The sequence below is a fragment of the Neorhizobium sp. P1_A6 genome (assembly GCF_056406795.1).
On the sequence record NZ_JBFTZM010000018.1, the window covers coordinates 14,202 to 38,216 of the forward strand.

Here is a 24,015-nt window from a genome sequence, read left to right on the forward strand (position 1 = left end):
GGCTTGTTTTGCATGGGTTGATGGGGCAAAGCAACGCGAAATGCTTGATGGATGCTTGCCTCGCACCCGCGTCCTTTTGGCTTGAGCGACAGGAGCATACCCATGTCGGCAACCGATGCTGTGATCATCGATGTCCTGAACCACACCAAGCGTCGCGAGCGTGACCGCAAGGCCGTGCGCATCTGGCTTGGCGTCGTCGTCTTCACGCTGTTCTGTCTGGTTCTGGTGGGCGGCGCGACACGGCTCACCGATTCCGGACTGTCGATTACTGAATGGAAGCCGATCCACGGCGTCATCCCGCCGCTGTCGGCTGCGGAGTGGGACGAGGAATTCCGCCTCTACCAGCGCATTCCGCAATATCAGGAGATCAACCGGGACATGACGGTCGACGAGTTCAAGTCGATCTTCTGGTGGGAATGGGCGCACCGATTCCTCGCCCGCTCGATCGGCATGGTCTTCGCCCTGCCGCTGATCTTCTTCTGGCTTACCGGCCGTATCGAAAAGCGCCTGCGCGGCCCGCTGGTCGGCCTTCTGGCGCTCGGCGGTTTCCAGGGGTTCATCGGCTGGTGGATGGTGTCTTCCGGCCTCACCAAACTGGTCAGCGTCTCGCAATACCGGCTCGCGACGCACCTCGTCATCGCCTGTCTGATCTTCGCCGCCTGTATCTGGATCATGCGCGGGCTTTCGCCGCATAGCCGTGATCTTCCGCCGACGGCAAGGTCCAAATGGGCAGCCGGCGGCATCGCCTTCCTGGTCCTCTTCCAGATCTATCTTGGCGCGCTGGTGGCGGGGCTCGATGCCGGCCTTTCCTACAATACCTGGCCACTGATGGATGGTGCACTGATCCCGAGCGATCTCTTTGTCCAACAGCCCTGGTGGATCAATCTGTTCGAGAACCCGAAGACGGTACAGTTCGCGCACCGTTGCGGCGCCTACCTTTTGTGGGCTGCCACCCTCGTGCACATGGTGATCTCGCTTCGCCTGGCTCCCGGCTCGACCCATGCCCGTCGTTCCGTTCTGCTGTTCGGGCTGGTGACGCTACAAGCCGTCATCGGCATTTCGACGCTCGTCATGCAGGTGCCGCTCGATCTGGCGCTGACGCACCAGGCCGTCGCCCTGATCGTACTCGGCTTTGCCGTCGCCCATTGGCGCGGTTTCGCCGGCGAATATCCCCCAGAGACCGCCATCGTCGCGCGGACCTGATCTCCCCACATTGCTGACACTTGCGAGAGGTGAGCGGACTGATATCCGCTCGCCTTTTCTTTTGGCTTGACGCAGGGCAAAATTAATGTCACTAAAGATGATATGAATACATCACGAGTGACAAAATATGAAAGCCCGTTGCGGGCGGAGCAGGCGCAGGCGACCCGCGAGCGGATCCTCGCGGGCGTGCGGACCATTCTGGAAGGCGATCCCGACAATGCGCTCGGGTTCGACGAACTGGCGGAGGTGAGTGGCGTCAACCGCCGCACCATCTTCCGTCATTTCCCGACCAAGGAAGACCTGCTGTCCGCCTTCTGGCAGAGCACCAACGCCTCGCTCGGCGTCCGCTTCTGGCCGGAAAGCGAGCGGGATCTGGTCGCGCTGCCGCCGGAGCTCTTCGCCTCGCTGGACGGGATCGAAGGCATCGTGCGCGCCTCGCATGCGAGCGGTGCCGGCCGGCAGATGCGCCTGCAGGCGAATGCCGAACGGCAGACGGCTTTTCGCAAAAGTCTCTCGGATGTATCGGGTAATCTGGATCCGGAACGGGCAAAACAGCTCGAAGCGACGGTCCAGCTGCTTTTCAGCGCCACCGCCTGGCAGACCATGAAGGACTACTGGGGTCTGACCGGYGGCGAGGCGGGGGAAGCGGCCGCATGGGCGATCGGCGCTCTGCTCGATGCGGCGAGAGGGGAAGGGCGCGTATCGAAGGACGAAAGTGATGAATGACAATCATTCCGCAAAAGTGCATCCGGCCGCCAGCGCCGGCAAATTCTGGGTCATGGGTGACGAGATAATGAAACGCGGCAAGCTGGAAGGCACCGGTTTCAACGTCATCGATGTCATGGTGCCGCCCGGCAGCGGCACGCCGCCGCATAGCCATGCCTCGCCGGAAATCTTCCGCATCCTGCAGGGCACGATGACGATCTGGAGCCTGATCGACGGCCAGCCTGCCGAAATCGAAGCCATGCCCGGAGACGTGGTGACCATTCCGGCGCATGCCCCGCATGCCTACCGCAACGCCTCCTCGGCACCGGCCTTGATGATGTCGATCGTCGACGACCGGATGATGGAATTCTTCGAGGCCGCCGCCAGCGACGAGCCGCCGGCAGGCCCGCCGACGCCGGAAGCGATCGAGCGCATCATGGCGCTCACCGTCACCCACGGCATCCATATCCTTCAGGCTGCATGATGTGTTTGAACGACGGGCCGGACGCTCCCTGCCGCCCGGCCCGTCGGCCTCTCGAAAAAAAATGCCGCCGATTGTCGGAATGGCTGCCGTCGGCCCGTCCTTGGAGCATAGTTCAATCGGCTTCGGCCAAGGAGAGGGTAGGGTTATGGCAAAGACAATCGCAATTCTCGTCGCAAGGCTGATCTTCGGCAGCGTGTTCGTTATGGCGACGACGTTCAAGTTTCTCGATATGCAGGCGACCGCAGGGTTCATTTCGGGCGCCGGGTTTCCGTTCCCGCTGCTCCTCGCCTGGATCGCGGCGATCTTTGAGGTGGGGCTGGCTCTCGCATTCCTGACCGGCGCCTTCTTCTCCGAAGCGGCGCTGCTTGCCGGCGCCTACGTCATCTTCCTGGCCTTCGCTTTCCATGGCCCCAGCCATTGGCAAGCCAACCAGGCGGAGTTCGGTTTTTTCGTCGATCACTTCACCTTCCTGGCCGGCCTGCTGTTTGCCGCCGTGCATGGCCCGGGCGAGAAGCTCGCCGTCCATCTGGGTTTGAAGCGGACGCTCGCTTAAGCCTGTTGCAGCACACCGCGGACCGCGGCGGCGACGGCAAGCTCGGCGTCGCGGTCTTTCGCATTGCCGTCTTCTTCATGCCATGCGGCCGAGAGACAGCCATAGGCGAAGGCATAACGCAGAATAGTGCGAACATCGCGGCTGAGCGTCTCAGCGAAGACGGTAGCCATAGAGGCAATGCGTTCTTCATTCCGGGTGAGGTCGAAGCGGTCGAGCGGATTGGAAAACATGTTGGCGACGTCCAGCGCGGCATCGCCGATCAATCCGGCGGGATCAATGATCAGCCAGCCACGCGGGCCAAGCATGATGTTTTCGTGATGCAGGTCGCCATGCAGCGGCTTGATGTCCCGTTGATCGGCGATCAGCGTCTCCGCCATTTCCGCCGCCTCGATAAAGGGGCCGGTAATGCCGTCCCGGCGGTCCGTTTCGGCCTTCTCGAACAGGCTTTTGAAATAGCGGGAAAGCGGCATCAGGCTTGCGGGCGGAGCGATGTCGGACGGCCGGTGATACTCCATGAGGACGTCGGCGGCGATCCGGGTGGCTTCCGCGTCGCCATGGGTTTCCAGATGGTCGCGCAGCGTTACCTTGCCTGCGTGTTCCATCAGCAGGAGATCGTCCGAACGCCCGATCAGCCGAACGCAGCCGACGCCATCCCGCCAGGCCATGAAATCGGCCCCGCGAAGACTGTCTTCCAACACTTTGGGTTTCAGGATCTTGACAATATCGATCTCGCCGCCGGCGCGCGTCACTTCAAGGACGGTGCCGACGACGGTATCGGCTATCTGTCTGGCGGTTTCGATCCGCCATTCGACAGGAAAGGAAAAAGGGAAGGGAATGCCTTCGGTCATCAGGCCGAAAGCATCAGGTCCATGTTCTGGACGGCCGCACCCGAGGCACCCTTGCCGAGATTGTCGAGCAAGGCCACGAGATTGACATGCGCACCGCCCGGCGTGCCGAACACGAAAAGCTTCATCGTGTCGGTATTGACCAGCTCTTCCGCATCGACGCGGGCAAGCGCCGTGCTCTCGTCGAGCGGCACGACGGTGACGATGTCCTGGCCTGCATAATGCTCGACCAGCACCTTGTGGATGCTCTCCATCGTCGCGCCGTCCTTGAGGTCTTCGAGGAAGAGCGGCACCTGGACGATCATGCCCTGCGCGAAGCGGCCGACCGACGGCGAGAAGATCGGCGCACGGTCGAGTTGGCCGTGGATCTTCATCTCCGGCACGTGCTTGTGCTTGAGGTTCAGGCCGTAGAGGAAGTTGTTGGCCGAGATGGCGTCTTCCCTGGCTTGGTCTTCCATCTGCGCGATCATCTGCTTACCGCCGCCGGTATAACCGGAGACCGCATTGACCGTGACCGGATAACCGTCGGGCAGGATGCCAGCGGCGCGCAACGGCCGGATGAGGGCGATCGCGCCGGTCGGGTAGCAACCCGGATTGGCGACATGCCGGGAGGCCTTGATCTTGTCTGCCTGCGTCTTGTCCATCTCCGCAAAGCCATAGGCCCAGGAGGGATCGACGCGGAAGGCGGTCGAGGTGTCGATCACCCGCACCTTGTTGTTGCCGGCAAGCATGGTCACGGCTTCCCGCGAGGCATCGTCCGGCAGGCAGAGGATGGCGACATCGGCACTGTTCAGGAGATCCTCGCGCATGGCGGCGTTGCGCCGCTCCGCTTCCGGGATCGACAGCAGTTCGACGTCGCGGCGGCCGGCCATGCGGGTGCGGATCTGCAGTCCCGTGGTGCCGTGTTCGCCATCGATGAAGATTTTCGCTGTCATGGTCTTATCCTGTTAGATCAGTGCCTTGGATTGGATGCCGGATTCAGTTTACCAGCAAGTTGATTCAGAAATTTAACGCGCTCGCGCGGCGTTCCGCACGAAGCCCGAGCATATACATCGCAACCGTCGCCCCCGCAATGGCGGTGATGTCCGCATGGTCGTAGGCCGGTGCCACCTCGACGACATCGGCGCCGCGGATATCGAGGCCTCCAAGCTGGCGCAGCACCGAGAGTATCTTGGCGCTCGAAGGCCCACCGGCGACCGGCGTGCCCGTGCCCGGCGCGAAAGCCGGATCGAGGCAGTCGATGTCGAAGGTGAGGTAGGTCGGCGTTTGCCCGACGTGATCGAGGATAACCCTGGCGATCTCCGCTGCCGTCATCTCCTCGACCTCATGGCCATAGAGGAGGCGGATCCCGAAATCTTCCGGCGCGTGGGTGCGGATGCCGACCTGGATTGACCGGGCAGGGTCGATAATGCCGGCCCGCACCGCCCGCGCCACGAAGGAGCCGTGATCGATACGACCTTCGTCGTCGAGCCATGTATCCTGGTGCGCGTCGAACTGCACCAGCGCCATCGGTCCGTGTTTGGCGGCATGCGCCTTGAGCAGCGGCCAGGTGACATAATGGTCGCCGCCGAGCGTCAGCAGGAAGGCACCGCTGTCGAGGATGACATTCGCCTGGGCCTCGATCGCAGCCGGGGTCTTCTGATGGTTGCCGTAGTCGAGCAGGCAGTCGCCGTAATCGACGACGGCCATCTCGGCGAAAAGGTCGCGCTGGAACGGATATTGCGGATCGTTGTCGAAGATCGCCGACGCCCGCCGGATCGCCTGCGGCCCGAACCGCGCGCCCGGCCGATTGGAGGTCGCGGCATCGAAGGGAATGCCCCAGACGACGGTATCGGCACCCGCCAGATCCTTGCTGAAGCGGCGGCGCATGAACGACAGCGCGCCGGCAAAGGTCGGGTCGGATGCGGCCGAAGTCAGGTTCTTTGCCGTGAAGGCATGGTCGATCGACTTGTTGGCCATGGTGTCCCTCCATCTTTGGGTGGCGGGACGTTGGACAATAAGGCCAGCCAAGGCAAGCCTGGACGCAACAGATTTTCCGCCGTTCAGGAAGCCTTGGCTTCGAAAACGGGTGGGAAATCGCCCAGCGCCTTGGCCTCCCTGATCCTTGCTCCGATATCCTCCTCGATGATCGATTCCAGCTGCGCGAAACTGTCGATGACATAGTAGATCGGCTGGACGATATCGATGCGGTAGGGGGTCCGGAGCACCGTCATCAGATCGAAGGGCCGGAATTCAGCCTCACGGCCTTCCATAGCGGCCCGCGTCTCGTTGGGGGAGGAGACGATGCCGGCGCCGAAGCAGCGGCGTCCCTGCGGCGTGTCGATCAGGCCGAACTCGACGGTGAACCAGAATATCCGGAACAGGTGCCAGGAATATTCCTTGCCAAGTCCGACGGCTTTTTCGCCGAAGCGGCGAACGAAATTGGCGTAACTCCGGTTGGTCAGGAGCGGGCAGTGGCCGAAGACTTCGTGGAAGATATCCGGTTCCTCGATGTAGTCGATGTGCTCGCGGCGGCGGATGAAGGTCGCCAGCGGAAACTTGCCCTGCGACAGCAATTCGTAGAACCGCGATGGCGGAATAAGGGCGGGTACGCCCTCCACGCCGAAGCCGGTGGTCTCGTTGAGGCGCCGGTCGACATCGCCAAGCTGCGGAACCTTGTCCGCCTTCAACCCGAGTGCCTGAACGCCGTCCAGATATTCCCGGCAGGCCTTGTCAGCCAACAGCCTCATCTGGCGTTCGTACAGTTCGCTCCAGATCCGGTCTTCTTCGTGTGTGTAGTGGTAGATGCCGTCTGCATCCGGCAGGTTTGCCGTGTAGGTGCTTTGCTTGGTCATCAGCGCCTCCCGTTGCGTGATGGAATGGCCAGGTGCTCCAGCCGCCGGCCGTCAGATCACCACTATATCTCCGAAAATGCGGGTAATCATTTCAGCTTTGCCGAATTGAGCGTAAATAATGGGAGGATATTTCGGGAGGAGAGGACATCATGAAAGAAAACCTGCAGGCGGCCCGCAAGCTTCTGCAACTCGTGCAGACGGGCGATGGTTCGTCGCTTGCCGAACTGGCGGAGAAGGCCGGCATGTCGCAAAGCACCGCATGGCGCAAGATCCAGGAACTGGAGGCCGAGGGCGTCATTCGAAAGCGGGTGGCGCTTCTCGATCCGGCAAAGCTCGACCTCAAGCTCTGCATCGTCGCCCATGTGACGCTGGAGGACCATCACGAGGAGGCAATCGAAGCCTTTGCCACGGTCGTGCGCGACCGGCCGGAGATCATGGAGTGTTATGCGCTGTCTGGAACCTTCGACTACATGCTGAAGATCCGGGCGCGCGACGTCGAAGCCTATGAGGCTTTCATGACCCGCCACCTGATGCGCAACCCGCATGTGCGCAACGTGGTCTCCAGCTTTGTCCTGCGCGAACTGAAATCGACGACCGAACTGCCCATATAGGAAAGCCTATAAACGAAAAAGGCGGAACCGAAGCCCCGCCCTTTGAAAGTCCAAGTCCAGAAGCGATTAACGCTTGGAGAACTGGAAGGAGCGGCGGGCCTTTGCCTTACCGTACTTCTTACGCTCGACCACGCGGCTGTCGCGGGTCAGGAAGCCACCCTTCTTGAGCACGCCGCGAAGGCCCGGCTCGAAATAGGTGAGTGCCTTGGAGACGCCGTGACGAACAGCGCCGGCCTGGCCAGAGAGACCGCCACCGGTGACGGTCGCGACGATGTCGAACTGGCCGGTGCGGGCAGCGGCGATAACCGGCTGCTGCAGGATCATCTGCAGGACGGGACGGGCGAAGTAGGTCGAGAAGTCACGGCCGTTGACCGTGATCTTGCCGGTGCCGGCCTTGACCCAGACGCGGGCGACGGCGTTCTTGCGCTTGCCGGTCGCGTAGGAGCGGCCGAGGCTGTCGACTTTGCGGACATAGACCGGAGCGGCAGCTTCGGAAGCCGGCGCGAGGTCCTTCAGGGAGGAAAGATCGGCCATTATCAGGCGCTCCTTACGTTCTTGCTGTTCAGCGATGCCACGTCGAGGGCGACCGGCTGCTGTGCTTCATGGGGATGGTTGGAACCGGCGTAGACGCGCAGGTTCTTCATCTGGCGACGGCCGAGCGGACCGCGGGGAACCATGCGCTCAACAGCCTTCTCGATAACGCGCTCCGGAAAGCGGCCTTCGATGATCTGGCGCGCGGTGCGCTCCTTGATGCCACCCGGGTAACCGGTGTGCCAGTAGTAGGTCTTGTCGGAATATTTCTTGCCGGTGAGGACGCACTTTTCCGCATTGATGATGATGACGTTGTCGCCATCATCGACGTGCGGAGTGAAGGTGGCCTTGTGCTTGCCGCGGAGCCGGTTGGCGACGATGGTGGCGAGGCGACCGACAACGAGGCCTTCGGCATCGATGATCACCCACTTCTTCACCACCTCTGCAGGCTTCTGAACGAAGGTTGACATGTTTTTAACTCTTTCTTCTAGGACCCATGACATCCGAAACCTTCGAATGCAGGGCGTTTCTTGTTGCTTGGATTGCCATGGGTGACGCCGGCAAAAAAGAAAGCGGGCCGAAACGGTCCGCGATCTGGGCGGCTTATACCGAGGGCGGCCGAAAGCGTCAAGGTGATGGTTTTGCGCTGCCGAAAAATAGAATAAGCAAAATCAATGACTTATCGATGTGGTTATATGATACCACAGTTTTCTGAGTGAAAATCGGTCGCGGTTGATGCCGGAATACTGGTCCTCCTCATCGTAGCCGTCGAGCGGGGAGCGATTGCTGTCCGGAAGGGGGGCTATTGGCCTTATGTGCCGATGGGAAAGAAAACCCATCCTCATGCCGGGAGTTCCATCCAGGAGCCGCCCTGTCGGAAGCTCGCAAAGACCCGCTGACATGAAAGCGATCTGCGCCATTTTTCCCGCGTATCGCTTGTCTGGTCTACACCCTGGAATTGTGCTTGAACGAAAGATGGCGAGCGGGCACAAATGGCAGAATAGACGCTCTCTTGAAGGTTTTACGACGGATTTCACACATGAATAGCTGTCAATCACTCATGTTTTAAGGGGATCCGCTGCGGAAAAAGAAAACTGACAAATGTTCAGAAAAATAAATTTGCCTAGCAAAATCTAGTAGCACTTTCTAATTCAACCATAAGATGGTGCTAATATGTACAAGTACAAAAAAGGGGTATTCCGCGAACCTGTGCAGAACATCGCGTGCTAAGCATTCTCGATTTTTTGAGTCAGGAAGCCGACTAAAATCTCAGGCAGCCTGCCTGTAGAGGAAAACAATCTTCTGGGTCGGGTCTTCTTTTGCAGGCACGAACGGGACAGCTCGGTGTGTCGGTCGTCGGCACCGTCGCCCGGTCGGCAAATTCATGGGAGTCGCAGTAGCCGCTGTCGATGACATAGCGGTCGTAGAGCGTCATCCGCGCCTTGTTGCGGGACGGGTAACGCAGGATCACCGCGCCCTCCCGGCCGATCGCCCGCTGCACGGCGGCACAGGACATGCCGGTGGAATTGTAGCGCGAGATCGCGGCAGCAGGTGCAGCCGAGAGGCAGACGCCGGCGGCAATGACCGCAAGGCAGCCGAGAATTTTTTTCATGATCCTCATCCCTTTTGACGAGATGCGGACTTACATAGCGCAGAAGCACCGCGCCGCCAGAGGCGCGTTATTGCGGGAGCCGCTGTCATGAACCATGATCATTACGACAATGCCTATATCGCCGATATCCTGAAGAACACCAGGACCATTGCGCTCCTCGGCGCGTCCCCTAATCCCAACAGGCCGAGCAATCGGGTCATGGGTTTTCTGCTCTCCAAGGGCTATACGGTATTTCCGGTCAATCCTGGCCAGGCCGGCAAGCAGATCCTCGGCCAGACGGTCTACAGGACGCTTTCGGACGTGCCGCAGCCGGTCGATATGGTCGATGTCTTCCGGGCCGCCGAATATCTGGACGGCGTGGTCGACGAGGCGGTCGGGCTCGAAACCAGGCCGAAGGTGATCTGGAGCCAGCTGAGCGTGCGTGACGACAGGGCCGCCGAAAAGGCGGAAGCGGCCGGCATCAAGGTCGTCATGGATCGCTGCCCGGCGATCGAGTATCCCCGCCTGGTTGCCTGAGACGACCGCCTGGGTTCGCCGCTGGGCGTCCGGCTACTTGGCGAGCAGTTCCGACCGGTTGCGCATGTCGTCAAGCAGTTCGGCATTGCCGCAATAGTTTGCGAAGTCCGCGGCGGCGCTGCCGTCGGCCAGTTCGCGCCGGCAGCGGGTCTTCTCGCCGCAGTGGACACAGGTCACGTGCATTTCGCGGAATTCCACCGGCTCCTCCAGCCTGGCTTCTTCCGGATCAATGTTGAGCAGCTTCATCAGCGCCAGCATTTCGTCGGCTGCATGCGGGCCTTTGGCGATCAGTTCGCGCAGTTCCTGTTCCGACAAGGCGTTGTCCTGCGCCAGCAGCTTGACGGTTTCGTCGTCGAGGCTGGCGAGAAGCTTGGCTTCGTTGATCGCAGCCCACGTGGCGGAACACCAGCGCTTCAGCCTGTCGGTGAGATTTTCCGGAGCGGGGTCAAGGGTGGGAATTGTGTTGTCCATTGCAAACTCCTCTCTATTTCCCCGGAGGATAGGTTCCGGAGAACGATATACCTTGATCGTGATCAACCGCCGGGGTCTGTTGGAGCGCTAACGATCAGGCGCCATTTCAAGGGGAGGGACTAACATGCCGACACTCAATCCGGGATTCTCGACGCTGGCCGTGCATGCGGGGGCGCAACCCGACCCGACGACCGGGGCGCGGGTGACGCCGATCTACCAGACGACCGCTTTCGTCTTCAACGACGCGGACCACGCCGCCGCCCTGTTCGGCCTGCAGCAGTTCGGCAATATCTACACCCGCATCATGAACCCGACCCAGGCGGTGCTGGAGGAGCGGGTGGCGGCACTCGAGGGCGGCACCGCGGCGCTCGCCGTCGCCTCCGGCCATGCGGCGCAGATGCTGACCTTCCACACGATCATGCAGCCGGGCGACAATTTCATCGCGGCGCGAAAACTCTACGGCGGCTCGATCAACCAGTTCGGCAATGCGTTCAAGAGTTTCGACTGGCAGGTGCGCTGGGCCGATACCGACAATCCGGCAAGCTTCGAGGCCGGCATCGACGAGCGTACGCGCGCGATCTTCATCGAGAGCCTTGCCAATCCCGCCGGCACGTTCGTGGATATCGCGGCGATCGCCGAGGTGGCGCATCGGCGGGGCATTCCGCTGATCGTCGACAACACCATGGCGACCCCCTACCTCGTCCGGCCGCTCGAGCACGGCGCCGACATCGTCATCCACTCGCTAACCAAGTTCATGGGCGGCCATGGCAATTCCATGGGCGGCGTCATCGTTGACGGAGGCACTTTCAACTGGTCGAAATCGGGCAATTATCCGATGCTCTCGGAGCCCCGTGCCGAATATGGCGGCATCGTCCTGTACCAGGCTTTCGGCAATATCGGCTTTGCCATCGCCTGCCGCGTGCTGGGCCTGCGCGATATGGGACCGGCGATCTCGCCCTTCAACGCGTTCATGATCCTGACCGGCATCGAAACGCTGCCGCTCAGGATGCAGAAACACTGCGACAACGCCGTTGCCGTCGCCAGATGGCTGAAGGCGCATCCGAAGGTCGCCTGGGTCAGTTATTCCGGCCTCGAGGAAGATCCGAACCACGCCCTGCAGAGGCGGTATTCGCCGAAGGGCGCCGGCTCGGTGTTCACCTTCGGCGTCACCGGCGGCTACGAGGCGGGCAAGACGCTGGTCGAAGGCCTGCAGCTGTTCTCCCACCTCGCCAATATCGGCGACACCCGTTCGCTGGTCATTCACCCGGCCTCGACGACCCACCGGCAACTGAGCGAAGAGCAGCTGATCGCCGCCGGTGCCGGGCCTGACGTGGTGCGCCTGTCGATCGGCATCGAGGATGCCGCCGACATCATTGCGGACCTCGACCAGGCCTTGTCGAAGATCTGAGGGAAGGTCTTGGCGTCAGGCGCCAAAACCGCCGTCGATCGTCTGCAGGGAGCCGGTGATGAAGCCGGCTTCCGGACCGGCGAGATAAGCAGCAAGACCGGCGATCTCTTCCGCACGGCCGTGGCGCTTGATGGCCATGAAACCGTGCATGAAGTCGCTCATCGGGCCGTCTTCCGGGTTCATGTCGGTGGAGGTCGGGCCGGGCTGGATGACGTTGACGGTGATGTTGCGGTCGCCGAAATCGCGGGCGAGACCGCGCGCCATGCCCTGCATGGCCGACTTGGTGAGCGCATAAGCGGCTCCGCCGGCAAACGGCATGCGGTCGCCATTGACCGAACCGATGACGATGATCCGGCTGCCGTCCGGCATGCTTCGGGCGGCTTCCACGGCCGCATGGTAGGGGGCGCGGACATTCACGTCGATCATCCGGTCGACCGAGTCGGCGTCGATCTCCAGCGGATTGCCGAGCGCCAGCGTGCCGGCGCTGATGACCAGAATGTCCAGCGGGCCGGCCTCGCGCACCGTGCCGATCACGGCCGCGCGGTCTGCCGCATCCGACCGGACGGCCTTGGCGCCGGTCTCGACGGCAAGAGCGTCCGCGGCATCCTTCGAACCGGCATAGGTGAATGTCACGTCGGCGCCGTCACCGGCAAAGCGGCGGACGATTGCTGCCCCGATGCCGCGGCTGCCGCCCAGAACCAGCGCTTTCTTTCCATGGAAGTCAGTCATTGTCGTGTCTCCTTCAAAGAGGCTTGAGATTTAATGTAATGAACGCTACATAAATCGAGCGGTCAGTGCAGTCAAGGATTTTGTAATGAGTACTACAAAAAAGATCTCGTCGCGCGGTCGGCCCCGCGCTTTCGACAAGGAGGAGGCACTGGCAAAGGCCCAGGCGCTTTTCCATGCGAAGGGATACGATGCCTTGAGCGTCGCCGATCTCACCGAGGCGATCGGGATCAATCCGCCGAGCTTTTATGCCGCTTTCGGCAGCAAGGCGGAGCTCTACTCAGCCGCCTTGAAGCGTTACGAAGAGAGGGAAGGTCTGGATGTTCCAGGCGCCCTGGCAGCGGACAGACCGCTCGACGAAGGCGTGGCCGGACTGCTGAGGCAGGCTGCCGACAACTACGGCAGCGGAGACGCACCCGGCTGCATGGTGATCGAGGGAGCAAGAGGCACGGTTGATCCGCAGGCCTCCGGCGAGGCCCGGCGCATGCTGGACATGAGCCGCAAGGTCATCCACGCCGCAATCGCAGGCCGTGAACCGCAGCGTGCCGAACTCATCACCGATTACATCATGATGGCGATGTCCGGCCTCTCGGCGAGTGCCCGCAACGGCATGGCTACGGACCGCCTGCGCGCACTGGCCGCAATCGCCTCCAACCAGCTTTCCCATCATCTGAAGGAAATCGGACAATGAGCGCCTGGATCAAATTCGACCTCTCGTCCATCGCGCCGGAAGAGGGCGCCCCGGCATCGGACCGGCTAATCTGCGGCACCCCGACATTCCGGACCTGGAATTTCGAGGAAGCGGAGGGCGGGCTTTATGCCGGCGTCTGGGAGGCGACTCCCGGCAAATGGCGGATCGTTTATGAGGAGTGGGAATATTTCCACATCCTCTCCGGCCACTCGATCGTCACCGAGGAGGGCGGCGCGGCGGTCCAATTGAAGGCCGGCGACAGCATGATCCTCAGACCCGGGTTCAAGGGAACCTGGGAAGTCGTTGAAACGACTCGCAAGGATTACGTGATCAGGGTTTGATCAGGCTTCTTCACCCCGCTTAAAGGCCTTCGCGAATTCGCCCGACGAAATGAACGCCAGCGCCCGCCGCAATTCCTCCGACTTTTCCTTGCCGAATGCCTTGTCGAAACGGTCCTGGGCAATCTGCCAGCGGGCGGTGAAGTCGCGCTGAGTGGCTGCGCCTGTCTCCGTCAGGCGGACGCGTTTGGCGCGGCGGTCTTGGGGATCAGGCACCAGTTCCACTAGGCCATCGCGGATCAGCGGCTTCAACGTGTGGCCGAGCGCCGAGAGGTCCATGACCATCGCCTCCGCGAGATTTTTCAAGGTCGGCTGGTTGGATCCGGCGATCTGGGATATCAGGGAGAACTGCGTTCCCTTGAGGCCTGTATCGCCCATCGCATCCTCATAGAGCTGGCCAAGATGCCGTGAGGCGCGGCGCACTGCGGTATTGCTGCAATGAAGCCAGACGCCGTCTTCGTTCTGCGCTTGGCTGTCGTGTTTGCCTTTGTCCGTCATGTCTCGTTCCGATCCTGCCGCGGGACAATGCCCGCTTTTGGCTGGCCCTTCCACTCCGATAAAAATTTACGGCCGCCCCTTGCGGGCTCTATTCCTCCTTTTCATATATAGTGGCATATGCCTGTAAATTCCAGATGCCGAAACGCCGGCCGCGACACCACTCGAAAAACCTCTGCCCGAAAAACCTCTGAAGGAAATCGACCATGACCAACAATTCAAAACTCGGAACCGCACTCGTGACCGGCGCATCGTCGGGCATCGGCGCGACCTATGCGGAAAAGCTCGCCAAGCGCGGCTATGATCTCGTCCTCGTCGCCCGCGACGCGGATCGCCTGAAGGCGCTTGCCGGCCGGTTGACGAGCGAACATGGCATCAAGGCGGACGTACTGCGCGCCGACCTCAGCCAGCGTACCGATGTGCTCGCCGTCGACAAGCGCCTGCGCGAGGACGGCTCGATCACGCTCTTCGTCAACAATGCCGGCATCGGCCCGAAGGGGCCGCTGCTGAAGGCCGATTCGGAATACCTTGACCAGATGGTCGACCTCAACGTCACCGCCGCCAATCGCCTCGCAATCGCAGCCGCGCAGGCTTTCGTTGCCCGGGGTGAGGGCGCCATCGTCAATATCGCCTCCGCCGTGGCGCTCGCCGCGGAGTTCTTCAGCGGCACTTATGCCGCCAGCAAGGCCTTCGTTCTGGCCCTGACGGAAGCCCTCGCGGCAGAGCTGAAGGACACCGGCGTCAAGATCCAGGCCGTTCTGCCCGGTTATACCCGCACCGAAATCTTCGATCGCGTCGGCGGCTCGATGGATAGTCTCGATCCGAATTCGGTCATGGAAGTAGGCGACCTTGTCGATGCGGCGCTTGTGGGTCTCGACCGCGGCGAACTCGTCACCATGCCGTCGCTTGCCGATACGCAGCTTTATGAGGCCTACACGACCGCCCGCGGCGGGTTGCGCCCCTATCTGTCGCTCAACAAGCCGGCAACCCGGTATGGGGTTGCCGCCCAGGCTTGATCAGAACAATCGACGGGCAGCCGCAGCAGGTGTCTGCAGTTGCTCATCGAAGGCACCTTCGCGCTTGGATACACCACGATCGCCATCTCGCTCACGGAGCCAGCAACTCTATCGCCACCGCCGGGGGCAGAAACGCCTCCCGCGGTCCATTTTTTGGCGTTTCACCAGCGGGTTATCACACCGAGTGGCGCCATCTTTTCATCAATTGAGATCAAGGCCATGTCTTCAATGATGGCTTGGGCCGCAAGAATCCGATCAAACGGATCCTGATGTATCCCTGGTAGCAGAACGCTCCTCACCATATGAGCGCTTGTAATGGGAAGGTCGGCAAAGCCGTTCTCCTGAACAACTTCGGAGAAGTTGGGCAAGACGCTGATTGCCGTAGGCAGTTTGCCCTTCTTATGTTTTGTGGCTATTTCCCAGGCGGACGCTACGCTAACATAGATATCGTTCTTTTCATCTATGATCAGTTCGCGGGCTGCGGATGAAAGATCAGGATGATCGTTGAGCCACCAAAGGAACGCATGCGTGTCGAGCAGATATCTCATTCGCCAGTCAGTTCTCTGATTTCAGCCTCGCTCAAAGGTTCAAAGAACTCGGGGCCTACCACGAGCTTGCCTTTCAAGCGCCCTGGCTTTCTTTTAGCCGATACGGATCTGTGAGACGTTTTTTCTCGCGTTTCAAACAATGTTGTGAGAGCCGCGTCTACGTCCCCAGCTTCAAGAGCGCTTACCAGTTTTTCCATTTGTTCCTTGCTAGGAAAATTGGAAAGCTCGAAGAGCGACAACGTACCGGGGTGATTTTCCTTAGATTCATTGTCCAAAACCGGGGTCCTCAGAGTCAATTTTGAGCAGCCAATATACGCGTTATTTGCGACGTCGAAAACTCCCACTCACCAGGCCAGGTCCAGCCGCTCAAGCCCGTGGAAATGATAGACGTCCTTGACCACCGGCGTCCTCGTGATCCGCATGCCGGGCAGTCGCCGAAAGAGGATCGGCAGCACGGTATTGAGTTCCAGCCTTGCAAGCGGCGCGCCGATGCAGAAATGGATGCCGGCTCCGAAGGAGAGGTTTGCGGCTTCCTGCCGGTCGGACTTGAAAACCAGCGGATAGGAGAACTTCTTCGGATCGAGATTGGCGGCGGCGAGGATGAGGCTCACCTTGTCGCCGCGCTTGAAGGATAGTCCGTCGATTTCGACATCCTCGAGCGCCCAGCGCTGGAAGATGTGCACGGGTGCGCAAATGCGCAGCGTTTCCTCGACCGTTCGCTCGGTTGCCGCCTCGTCGCGGAAAAGGTCTGCCGGCGACAGGCCGCTCTCCAGGATCACCCGCACCGAATTGCCGATCTGGTGCACCGTCGCCTCGTGGCCGGCATTGAGCAGCACGATGGTGGTCGAGACAAGTTCGTCGTCGGTGAGATACTGGCCCTTGTGCTCCGTGTGGATCATGTGGGTGAGGAGATCTTCGCGCGGCTCCCGGCGGCGCTCAGAGATCAGGCCTTTGACGTAGTCGGAAAATTCCTTGGTCGCGCGGTCGGCAGCATGTTCGTCGTCCGCGCTCCGCTTGAACATGTACATGCCGACATAGGCGTGTGACCATTTGAGAAGCTGCGGTCCCATCGCGTCCGGGATGCCGATCATCCTTGCGATCATCGTGACCGGGATGATGTCGGCGAAGGCGGAGAGCAGCTCCGTCTCCCCTTGGCCCTCGAACCCGTCGATCAGCCTTTCGGCCAGTTCCGCGATCTCCGGCCGAAGCCTTTCGATATGCCGCGACACGAAGGCGCGGTTGACGAGCGTGCGAAGCCGGGTGTGCTCGGGCGGCTCGAGCTCCAGAAGCGAATACCGCTCGGTGAGATCGAAGTTTTCGAGATGCGGCAAGGGTTCGGGCAGGCCGAGTTCTTCGCGACTGGCGATATGCAGAATCTGCCGCCCGAACCGCCGGTCGCGCAACAGCCCGTTCACCTGGTCGTAGCCGGTGAAGAACCATTGCCGCTGTTCTTCCCAGTAGAAGGTCGGACAATGTTCGTGGAGGAGGGCGTAGACGCGGTTCGGGTCGCCGTAAAAGGCTGGGTTGCGGCCGTCCAGCGAGACGCGGCGCGTTTGAGGATCGATGCGGAGAAAATCGGGCAGAATGGTCATGTCTGAAGACCTAACGAATTTCAGCTGATGGGGAAAGCGGGCTGAATTGACGCAATTATAGCTTGCGCGCATGTTCGCCATGCACGGTAAGTTCGGGCCTTGGGGAGAGATAAATTGAAACTATCGTCTCGCGAATACAAGCTGACGCTGCGCGCGGGGGAGTTTGCCGGCGACGAAGCTGCCTGCGGTTCGAAGGCCGCGGATTTCTGGACGGACACGGTCAATCGGCTCGGCGAAGCCGGGATCGGCGCAAGCGGCAAGCTCAATCTGTTGGAGCCCGACAAGCAGCGAAACGTGTTCTTCCTCGATACGCCGGAGAAGACCCTCTACGAACGGTCGGATCTCATTTTCCGGATGCGACGGCCGCTCGCCGCCAAGGGTGACTGGGATGCAACGCTGAAATTCCGCCATGGGGACCGTCTGCTCGCCGGGGCGCAGGCGTTCCGGTTGCGGGAAGGGCGCGGCCGGGGCAAGTTCGAAGAGGACGTCAAGGCGATTTCGCGATCCGGAATGCCGGGCTTCTGGGCGCTTTTCAGCCGCTCCGTCGAAGCCGGGTTCGGCCGCCGGAAGAAGCTCCTGACCGTTGGCGACTGCCTCGCCCCTTTCGAGAAGCTCGACAGCGCGTCGCTGCCGCCGCTGAAGGAAAAGGTTCAGACCGTTTCGGGCCTGAACGTGATCGAGCACGTTTTCGAGGGTGGTTGGCTGAACCTCTCGAAAAAGGTTGAAGCCGAGTGCGCGTTGATCTTGTGGTGGAAGGAAGACAAGACGCTGGAGCCGATTGCCGCCGAATTCAGCTTTCGTTTCCCTCTCGATGACGGCGAGGCGGATGCCAGGGTCGTCCGCAACGCCTGGGCGGCGATGGCCGTGCTTAGCGGTTCGCCGTTCGTCGATCCGAAAGGAAGGACGAAGACGGCGCTTGTTTACGGCGCCGATTGATCATTCTCCAACAGCCACGCCCTCGCGGCGCGGGTCCGCGCTGCCCACGAGACCGCTGGCGGTGATCTCGATCGCATGCAGTCCGGAATTCATCTCGCCCGGCTTCACCTCGTAACCCAGCGCCTTCAGCGGTTCGGCAAGCTTTTCGGCCCCGGTGCCGGCCTCGATCTCGTAAGTCCCGAACCGATTGATGAAATGCGGCTGGGCGACGATCTGCTCCACCGGCATGCCCCAGTCGATATAGGCGATCAGCGCCTGGGCGACGTAACCGATGATCTGGCTGCCGCCCGGCGAACCGATCGCCAGCAGCGGCTTGCCGTCCTTCATCACAATCGTCGGCGCCATCGAGGAACGCGGCCGCTTGCCCGGCTCGACGCGGTTGGCGACCGGCAGGCTGCCGTCATGGGTCTTGAAGGAGAAGTCGGTGAGCTCGTTGTTGAGCAGGAAGCCGTTTGTCATCAGCCGCGAGCCGAAACCGCTTTCGATCGTCGTGGTCATCGAGACGACGTTGCCCTCTCTGTCGACGATGACGAGATGGCTGGTGGAGGGCAGCTCGATCGCGGCATCGCGGCCGAACAGCAGCGCATGGTCCCATTCCGGCTCGCCGGCCTTCACCTGGTCCGCGCTAAGAGCCTTGGTGCCGTCAAGCAGCGAGGCGCGCTTGCCGAGATAGTCCTTCTTCAGCAGGCCCTTGATCGGCAAGGGCTGGAAATCCGGATCGGCCAGATACCGTTCGCGGTCGGCAAAGGCGAGGCGCTGCGCATCGCCGATGATCCGCCAGCTTTCGGCGTTCTGGGCCCCGAGTGCCTTGATGTCGAAATTTTCGATCAGCCCGAGCATCTGCCCGATGGCGACCGCACCGGAGGAGGGGGGTCCCATGCCGCAGATGTCGAGCGCCCGGTAGGTGGCGCAGACCGGCTCGCGTTCCTTGACACGGTAATTGGCGAGATCGGCGAGCGACAGGACGCCGGGATTGCCCGGGGCTTCGCGCACCGTCTTGACGATCGCCGCGGCGATCGGCCCTTTGTAGAAGGCATCCGCGCCGCCGGTCGCGATCGCCTTCAGCGTCTCGGCATAGGCTGGGTTCTTGAGCACCGTGCCGGCCTTCAGCGGCGCGCCTGACGCGTCGTAGAAGTAGCCGCGGGGACCGTCGTATTTCTTCAGCCGGTCGCCCTCGGCGGCGATCAGCGAAGCCATGCGGGGCGAGACCTGGAAACCGTCCGCAGCGAGCTTCTCCGCCCGTTCGAACAGGCTCGCCCAGTCGCTCTTGCCGTAGCGCTTATGGACTTCGGAAAGCAGGCGCACCGTGCCGGGCGTGCCGACCGATCGGCCGCCGACCACTGCGTCCATGAATTTCAGCGGCTGGCCCTGCGGGTCGAGGAAGAGTTTTGGCGTAGCCTCCATCGGTGCCGTCTCACGACCGTCGAAGGTGGTGAGCTTGTTGGAGGCCGCATCGTAATAGACGAGGAACGAGCCGCCGCCGAGGCCGGAACTCTGCGGCTCGACAAGGCCGAGCACGGTTTGGACCGCGATCAGGGCGTCGATCGCATTGCCACCCTTGGCGATCACGTCGCGCCCAGCCTCCGCCGCCAGCGGATTGGCGGCGGCGACCATGAAATTTTTCGTCTCGACGCGCTTGGCGGAGGTGAACCCCGTCGCCCGCTCCGGCGCAACCGTATCGGACGCCTGCTGTGCAAACGTTATGTCGGCCGAAAGCATCAAGGCCGAAAGAGCCGAAGAAACAACGACGCCAGTGAAAAGTCTTGTCTTGAAAAATCCAGCCCGCATGACGCACCCTCCGCGTTTATCCCTGCGGACCAATGTGGGTTTCAGGATGGCGAGGGCAAGAGGATGTCAGCGCTTGCCGAGCGAAGCGAGGCGTTTCAGGGCTGCGACTTGCCGGCTGGCGCGCACATCCGTCGGGGCCTCGTCCTCGCCCTGCCGGTCGACGGCCGGAACGATCGAGGCTTCGGTGCCGGTATCGATCGCGGTGCGATCGCGACCGCTGTCCTTGGCGGTGTAGAGCGCCCGGTCCGCGGCGCTGAGCAGAAGATCGAGGTCGGCGGTTCCGGCGCCCGCAAGCGCGATGCCGGCGCTGACGGTGACAGTAATATTGTGCTCGCCGGCGACGATGGTTTGGCGTTTGAGCGTCAGGCGGATCGCCTCGGCGATGCTGGCGGCCTCGATCATGTCGCCGACGCGCAGGATGGAGGCGAATTCCTCGCCGCCCATGCGGCCGAAGAAACCGCGGCTGCGCATCGAAGTCTGGCCGACTTGTGAAAAGGCGACCAGCACCGAATCGCCCGCCTGATGGCCGCAGCGGTCGTTGATCTGCTTGAAGTTGTCGAGGTCGAAATGCAGCAGCGCGATCAGCGGCTTCTCCTCGTTCTCGAGTTTTCTAAGGGCATGGAACTGGTCGATCAGGCCGCGCCGGTTGAGAACCCCGGTCAACGGGTCGGTGACGGCAAGCGTCTTGAGTTTCTCTTCCGAGCGCTCGGTCAGCAGTTTCGTGCCGGTCATGATGATGGCAATTAAACAGACTGCCGCCGGGAAGAGCAGCCAGGCGGAGTGCGGCGACATGCCAATGGATTTCGCCTCACCGGCGATCACCAGAACCGCTACCACGCCGTTCGCGCAAAGTTGTACGGCAAGGAAGGCCGCAAGCACCCGCCGCGTCATCTTCGACGCGCCGTTGTTCCTGAGCAGGATATAGATCATGATCGCATGACCGACCATGGTCGCGACGTTGTGGAGAGCCACCCGGTTAGCGAAGTTCTCGCGCACCGGATAGAGGAACATTCCAGCCACCCACAGAAGCGCCGGGATGGCGATATAGGCTCCCACGGGCTTTCGGTCGAACTGCAGGAAGCCGGCAATCCACAGGCCGATGCCGGAAAGCACCAGCGTATTGGCGATCTGGATGGAGATGAAATCGGGGATGTCGCCGCGCAACGCGACTAGGATGACGCCGATCCCGTGCAGCGCAAAGCCGCCACCCCAGCTCAGGTAGAAGCGGTCCCGCTCGTAATACCAGCGTGAGCACAGGAGGGCTGCAAGCGTCAGCGCCTCCGCCGCCCAGATCATCAGGCCCGTTAAAATGTCCACCCCAAACTCCAACGCTCGATGTCGAGCGCGCCCAACATGACACGCAGTCTTTAAGACGAGGTTGCACGGATTCTGGAAAAGCCCGGGCTCGGACCGGGCTGCGGTGAGATTTCGAGACGAAATTCACGCCTGCTTTACCCTGATCGCGCAAAAACCTGTGCCATCGGGCGAAATGGAGCGTCCGCCGGCTGTCGCCCTGTAAGAATCGTAATAGCGGTCAGCCTCGCGCATCCCCGGGCAGTTAAGGATATCGGATGCTCCGTCTTGAAGTACCGGGCGTTGACACTCTATGTAGGGATGACCCATTCCATTTGATTCCGGAGCGCCTTTCTGCCTTCGGCCAGGGATCAAGAGAAGCTTGACAAAGGACGGACATGAGAAATCCAGTTGATACCGCAATGGCCTTGGTGCCGATGGTCGTCGAACAGACCAATCGCGGTGAGCGCTCCTACGACATCTATTCGCGTCTTCTGAAAGAGCGCATCATCTTCCTGACAGGCCCCGTCGAAGATTATATGGCGTCGCTGATCTGCGCCCAGCTTCTCTTCCTCGAAGCGGAAAACCCGAAGAAGGAAATCGCCATCTACATCAATTCGCCCGGCGGCGTCGTGACCGCCGGCATGGCGATCTACGACACGATGCAGTTCATCAAGCCGGCGGTTTCGACGCTCTGCATCGGCCAGGCCGCCTCCATGGGCTCGCTGCTCCTCTGCGCCGGCGAGAAGGGGATGCGCTTTGCAACCCCGAACTCGCGCATCATGGTGCACCAGCCCTCCGGCGGCTTCCAGGGCCAGGCGTCCGATATCGAGCGCCATGCCCGTGACATATTGAAGATGAAAAGACGTCTTAACGAGGTCTACGTGAAGCATACGGGCCGCACGTTGGAGGAAGTCGAAAAGACCCTCGACCGCGACCATTTCATGACGGCCGACGAAGCCCAGGATTGGGGCGTCATCGACAAGATCCTGACATCGCGTCAGGAAATGGAAGGTGGCTCCGGAGACTGAGTCTGATGGCGCGACCCGTGCACCTCACCCCGATGTGAGCAAAAAGGGGTTTCAAGTCGCACGGAAAGCGCTATTAGTACTTATTAATGCTGTGTTGAACTTTTATGACATAGCATTCGTTTCTTAGGGGTTTCGTTGCCGCTGATCCGGCATGATGTGCGCAGGATCGGTAGAGTACCCTTAAGGCAAGGCAGGCGCGCAAGGCCCGTCGGGCGCGCGCCGGCAAGCGGTAGAGTGGACCGCGCCCGTTTTGACGTGAGTGCGGAGTGCTGGAAGGAAAGTGATATGAGCAAAGTCAGCGGCAGCAACGGCGGCGACTCCAAGAATACCCTATATTGCTCTTTCTGCGGAAAGAGCCAGCACGAAGTCCGGAAGCTGATCGCCGGACCGACCGTATTCATCTGCGATGAATGCGTCGAACTGTGCATGGACATCATCCGCGAAGAGAACAAGACCTCGATGGTCAAGTCCCGCGACGGCGTGCCCACGCCTCAGGACATCATCAAGGTCCTCGACGAATATGTCATCGGCCAGAAGCAGGCCAAGCGTATCCTGTCGGTCGCGGTGCATAACCATTACAAGCGCCTCGCGCATGCCTCCAAGGGCGGCGATGTCGAGCTTGCGAAGTCGAACATCATGCTGGTCGGCCCGACCGGCTGCGGCAAGACCTATCTTGCCCAGACCCTCGCCCGCATCATCGACGTTCCCTTCACGATGGCGGACGCCACGACGCTGACCGAAGCCGGCTATGTCGGCGAGGACGTCGAAAACATCATCCTGAAGCTCCTGCAGTCTGCGGACTACAATGTCGAACGCGCCCAGCGCGGCATCGTCTATATCGACGAAGTCGACAAGATCTCCCGCAAGTCCGACAACCCGTCGATCACCCGCGATGTGTCGGGCGAGGGCGTGCAGCAGGCGCTTCTGAAGATCATGGAAGGCACGGTTGCCTCGGTACCGCCGCAGGGCGGCCGCAAGCACCCGCAGCAGGAATTCCTGCAGGTCGACACGACGAACATCCTGTTCATCTGCGGCGGCGCCTTCGCGGGTCTCGACAAGATCATCTCGGCTCGCGGCGAAAAGACCTCGATCGGCTTCGGTGCCTCCGTCAAGTCGGCGGATGACCGTCGCGTCGGCGAAGTGCTGCGCGAACTGGAGCCGGAAGATCTGGTGAAGTTCGGCCTCATTCCGGAATTCATCGGCCGTCTGCCGGTTCTGGCAACGCTCGAAGACCTCGACGAGGATGCGCTGATCCAGATCCTGTCGGAACCGAAGAACGCGCTGATCAAGCAGTACCAGCGCCTGTTCGAGATGGAAGACGTCGACCTGACCTTCCACGAGGATGCGCTGCGCGAGATTGCCAAGCGGGCGATCACCCGCAAGACCGGCGCCCGCGGCCTGCGCTCGATCATGGAGAAGATCCTTCTCGACACCATGTTCGAACTGCCGACGCTCGAAGGCGTGCGCGAAGTGGTCATCTCGGACGACGTCGTGCGTGGAAACGCCCGGCCGCTCTACATCTATGCCGACCGGCAGGATGAAAAGGCGAACGTTTCGGCTTGAAGTGGGCCGTTCCGTTCCTGAGCTTGAAGAGGCCCTATCGGGGCCTCTTTTTTATGTCGGCGAACAGCCTTGCTTTTTTTGATTTTTCCACCATTTTTGCCTCGCGAAGAATTGCACCATATTCGCCTTGCATTAGAGACTGTGCGGGAAGATCATCGACGCTCCGGTTGCTTCGTTTGGGTGTGATCTCAGGTTGGCAGGTCCGGTGGTCGCGTCCCGTGTCCT

Annotated in this window: 29 protein-coding genes; 14 read left to right on the forward strand and 15 right to left on the reverse strand. The window is 61.2% G+C overall.

What is annotated here, in order from left to right:
- Positions 1-102: 102 nt before the first annotated feature.
- The 4 genes from AC1D3C_RS25765 to AC1D3C_RS25780 all read left to right on the forward strand — a co-directional run bounded on the left by AC1D3C_RS25765 (position 103) and on the right by AC1D3C_RS25780 (position 2,945).
- The gene (locus AC1D3C_RS25765) at positions 103-1,203 is read left to right on the forward strand and encodes a COX15/CtaA family protein (protein WP_477484874.1); all 1,101 of its coding nucleotides are present in this window, start codon (positions 103-105) and stop codon (positions 1,201-1,203) included.
- Between the two features lie 117 nt (positions 1,204-1,320).
- A complete protein-coding gene (locus tag AC1D3C_RS25770; protein WP_477484875.1) occupies positions 1,321-1,929 on the forward strand; it encodes a TetR/AcrR family transcriptional regulator in 609 nt (202 codons plus the stop codon).
- Positions 1,922-2,392: a cupin domain-containing protein gene (locus AC1D3C_RS25775; RefSeq protein WP_477484876.1), complete on the forward strand. Its 471-nt coding sequence runs from the start codon at positions 1,922-1,924 to the stop codon at positions 2,390-2,392. The genes AC1D3C_RS25770 and AC1D3C_RS25775 overlap by 8 nt, the downstream gene beginning before the upstream one ends.
- Positions 2,393-2,537: 145 nt before the next feature.
- Positions 2,538-2,945: a DoxX family protein gene (locus tag AC1D3C_RS25780; protein WP_477484877.1), complete on the forward strand. Its 408-nt coding sequence runs from the start codon at positions 2,538-2,540 to the stop codon at positions 2,943-2,945.
- Here AC1D3C_RS25780 and AC1D3C_RS25785 read toward each other — a convergent pair.
- The 4 genes from AC1D3C_RS25785 to AC1D3C_RS25800 all read right to left on the reverse strand — a co-directional run bounded on the left by AC1D3C_RS25785 (position 2,942) and on the right by AC1D3C_RS25800 (position 6,624).
- Positions 2,942-3,793, reverse strand: a complete 852-nt coding sequence (locus AC1D3C_RS25785) for an aminoglycoside phosphotransferase family protein (protein ID WP_477484878.1) — start codon at positions 3,791-3,793, stop codon at positions 2,942-2,944. The two genes, AC1D3C_RS25780 and AC1D3C_RS25785, sit on opposite strands and share 4 nt — an antisense overlap.
- Entirely contained in the window at positions 3,793-4,725 is a 933-nt protein-coding gene (argC, locus tag AC1D3C_RS25790; protein WP_477484879.1) for an N-acetyl-gamma-glutamyl-phosphate reductase, read from the reverse strand. Before argC ends, AC1D3C_RS25785 begins: the two co-directional genes overlap by 1 nt.
- Before the next feature lie 64 nt (positions 4,726-4,789).
- Entirely contained in the window at positions 4,790-5,749 is a 960-nt protein-coding gene (gene speB, locus AC1D3C_RS25795; protein ID WP_477484880.1) for an agmatinase, read from the reverse strand.
- 83 nt (positions 5,750-5,832) lie between these two features.
- Positions 5,833-6,624 carry a phenylalanine 4-monooxygenase gene (locus AC1D3C_RS25800; RefSeq protein WP_477484881.1) on the reverse strand — a complete coding sequence of 264 codons (792 nt, stop codon included), beginning with the start codon at positions 6,622-6,624 and terminating at the stop codon, positions 5,833-5,835.
- A gap of 149 nt (positions 6,625-6,773) precedes the next feature.
- Between AC1D3C_RS25800 and AC1D3C_RS25805 the strand changes: the two genes are divergently transcribed.
- Entirely contained in the window at positions 6,774-7,235 is a 462-nt protein-coding gene (locus AC1D3C_RS25805; protein WP_038541909.1) for an Lrp/AsnC family transcriptional regulator, read from the forward strand.
- Between the two features lie 66 nt (positions 7,236-7,301).
- Here AC1D3C_RS25805 and rpsI read toward each other — a convergent pair whose 3' ends face one another.
- Positions 7,302-7,769: a 30S ribosomal protein S9 gene (rpsI, locus tag AC1D3C_RS25810; protein ID WP_037080614.1), complete on the reverse strand. Its 468-nt coding sequence runs from the start codon at positions 7,767-7,769 to the stop codon at positions 7,302-7,304.
- Between the two features lie 2 nt (positions 7,770-7,771).
- On the reverse strand, positions 7,772-8,236 hold the full coding sequence (gene rplM / locus AC1D3C_RS25815) for a 50S ribosomal protein L13 (RefSeq protein ID WP_037080613.1): 465 nt from the start codon (positions 8,234-8,236) through the stop codon (positions 7,772-7,774).
- Positions 8,237-8,262: 26 nt separating this feature from the next.
- Here rplM and AC1D3C_RS25820 point away from each other — a divergent pair, with 26 nt between their 5' ends.
- The gene (locus AC1D3C_RS25820) at positions 8,263-8,481 is read left to right on the forward strand and encodes a hypothetical protein (RefSeq protein WP_477484882.1); all 219 of its coding nucleotides are present in this window, start codon (positions 8,263-8,265) and stop codon (positions 8,479-8,481) included.
- A gap of 546 nt (positions 8,482-9,027) precedes the next feature.
- Here the strand turns inward: AC1D3C_RS25820 and AC1D3C_RS25825 are convergent.
- Positions 9,028-9,378: a hypothetical protein gene (locus AC1D3C_RS25825; protein WP_477484883.1), complete on the reverse strand. Its 351-nt coding sequence runs from the start codon at positions 9,376-9,378 to the stop codon at positions 9,028-9,030.
- Positions 9,379-9,465: 87 nt separating this feature from the next.
- On the opposite strand from AC1D3C_RS25825, the gene AC1D3C_RS25830 reads away from it, so the two are divergent.
- Positions 9,466-9,894: a CoA-binding protein gene (locus tag AC1D3C_RS25830; protein WP_477484884.1), complete on the forward strand. Its 429-nt coding sequence runs from the start codon at positions 9,466-9,468 to the stop codon at positions 9,892-9,894.
- 33 nt (positions 9,895-9,927) lie between these two features.
- Here AC1D3C_RS25830 and AC1D3C_RS25835 read toward each other — a convergent pair whose 3' ends face one another.
- A complete protein-coding gene (locus tag AC1D3C_RS25835; protein WP_477484885.1) occupies positions 9,928-10,365 on the reverse strand; it encodes a DUF6455 family protein in 438 nt (145 codons plus the stop codon).
- Positions 10,366-10,489: 124 nt separating this feature from the next.
- Here AC1D3C_RS25835 and AC1D3C_RS25840 point away from each other — a divergent pair, with 124 nt between their 5' ends.
- A complete protein-coding gene (locus AC1D3C_RS25840; RefSeq protein ID WP_477484886.1) occupies positions 10,490-11,773 on the forward strand; it encodes an O-acetylhomoserine aminocarboxypropyltransferase in 1,284 nt (427 codons plus the stop codon).
- Between the two features lie 15 nt (positions 11,774-11,788).
- On the opposite strand, the gene bdcA is transcribed toward AC1D3C_RS25840, so the two are convergent.
- Positions 11,789-12,502: an SDR family oxidoreductase gene (gene bdcA / locus AC1D3C_RS25845; RefSeq protein WP_477484887.1), complete on the reverse strand. Its 714-nt coding sequence runs from the start codon at positions 12,500-12,502 to the stop codon at positions 11,789-11,791.
- Between the two features lie 85 nt (positions 12,503-12,587).
- On the opposite strand from bdcA, the gene AC1D3C_RS25850 reads away from it, so the two are divergent.
- Both AC1D3C_RS25850 and AC1D3C_RS25855 read left to right on the forward strand, forming a co-directional pair.
- On the forward strand, positions 12,588-13,190 hold the full coding sequence (locus AC1D3C_RS25850) for a TetR/AcrR family transcriptional regulator (protein WP_247038747.1): 603 nt from the start codon (positions 12,588-12,590) through the stop codon (positions 13,188-13,190).
- A complete protein-coding gene (locus tag AC1D3C_RS25855) occupies positions 13,187-13,531 on the forward strand; it encodes a cupin domain-containing protein (RefSeq protein ID WP_247038749.1) in 345 nt (114 codons plus the stop codon). The genes AC1D3C_RS25850 and AC1D3C_RS25855 overlap by 4 nt, the downstream gene beginning before the upstream one ends.
- On the opposite strand, the gene AC1D3C_RS25860 is transcribed toward AC1D3C_RS25855, so the two are convergent.
- Positions 13,532-14,026 carry a MarR family winged helix-turn-helix transcriptional regulator gene (locus AC1D3C_RS25860; RefSeq protein ID WP_247038751.1) on the reverse strand — a complete coding sequence of 165 codons (495 nt, stop codon included), beginning with the start codon at positions 14,024-14,026 and terminating at the stop codon, positions 13,532-13,534. It lies immediately after the preceding gene.
- A 203-nt stretch (positions 14,027-14,229) separates the two neighbouring features.
- Between AC1D3C_RS25860 and AC1D3C_RS25865 the strand changes: the two genes are divergently transcribed.
- A complete protein-coding gene (locus tag AC1D3C_RS25865) occupies positions 14,230-15,039 on the forward strand; it encodes an SDR family NAD(P)-dependent oxidoreductase (protein ID WP_247038753.1) in 810 nt (269 codons plus the stop codon).
- A 161-nt stretch (positions 15,040-15,200) separates the two neighbouring features.
- On the opposite strand, the gene AC1D3C_RS25870 is transcribed toward AC1D3C_RS25865, so the two are convergent.
- From AC1D3C_RS25870 to AC1D3C_RS25880, 3 genes are all read right to left on the reverse strand, one after another.
- Complete coding sequence (locus tag AC1D3C_RS25870) at positions 15,201-15,587, reverse strand: type II toxin-antitoxin system VapC family toxin (RefSeq protein WP_477484888.1); 387 nt, start codon at positions 15,585-15,587, stop codon at positions 15,201-15,203.
- Positions 15,584-15,862, reverse strand: a complete 279-nt coding sequence (locus AC1D3C_RS25875) for a hypothetical protein (protein ID WP_038541929.1) — start codon at positions 15,860-15,862, stop codon at positions 15,584-15,586. The genes AC1D3C_RS25870 and AC1D3C_RS25875 overlap by 4 nt, the downstream gene beginning before the upstream one ends.
- Positions 15,863-15,931: 69 nt before the next feature.
- Complete coding sequence (locus AC1D3C_RS25880; protein ID WP_477484889.1) at positions 15,932-17,179, reverse strand: cytochrome P450; 1,248 nt, start codon at positions 17,177-17,179, stop codon at positions 15,932-15,934.
- A gap of 114 nt (positions 17,180-17,293) precedes the next feature.
- On the opposite strand from AC1D3C_RS25880, the gene AC1D3C_RS25885 reads away from it, so the two are divergent.
- Positions 17,294-18,115: a hypothetical protein gene (locus AC1D3C_RS25885; RefSeq protein ID WP_477484890.1), complete on the forward strand. Its 822-nt coding sequence runs from the start codon at positions 17,294-17,296 to the stop codon at positions 18,113-18,115.
- Here AC1D3C_RS25885 and ggt read toward each other — a convergent pair whose 3' ends face one another.
- A complete protein-coding gene (gene ggt / locus AC1D3C_RS25890; protein ID WP_477484891.1) occupies positions 18,116-19,903 on the reverse strand; it encodes a gamma-glutamyltransferase in 1,788 nt (595 codons plus the stop codon). It lies immediately after the preceding gene.
- 66 nt (positions 19,904-19,969) lie between these two features.
- Positions 19,970-21,220, reverse strand: coding sequence for a GGDEF domain-containing protein (locus tag AC1D3C_RS25895; RefSeq protein ID WP_477484892.1), 1,251 nt, complete (start codon positions 21,218-21,220; stop codon positions 19,970-19,972).
- Positions 21,221-21,594: 374 nt separating this feature from the next.
- Here AC1D3C_RS25895 and clpP point away from each other — a divergent pair, with 374 nt between their 5' ends.
- Entirely contained in the window at positions 21,595-22,227 is a 633-nt protein-coding gene (clpP, locus tag AC1D3C_RS25900) for an ATP-dependent Clp endopeptidase proteolytic subunit ClpP (protein WP_477484893.1), read from the forward strand.
- A 285-nt stretch (positions 22,228-22,512) separates the two neighbouring features.
- The gene (clpX, locus tag AC1D3C_RS25905) at positions 22,513-23,790 is read left to right on the forward strand and encodes an ATP-dependent Clp protease ATP-binding subunit ClpX (RefSeq protein ID WP_038541942.1); all 1,278 of its coding nucleotides are present in this window, start codon (positions 22,513-22,515) and stop codon (positions 23,788-23,790) included.
- Positions 23,791-24,015: the final 225 nt, after the last annotated feature.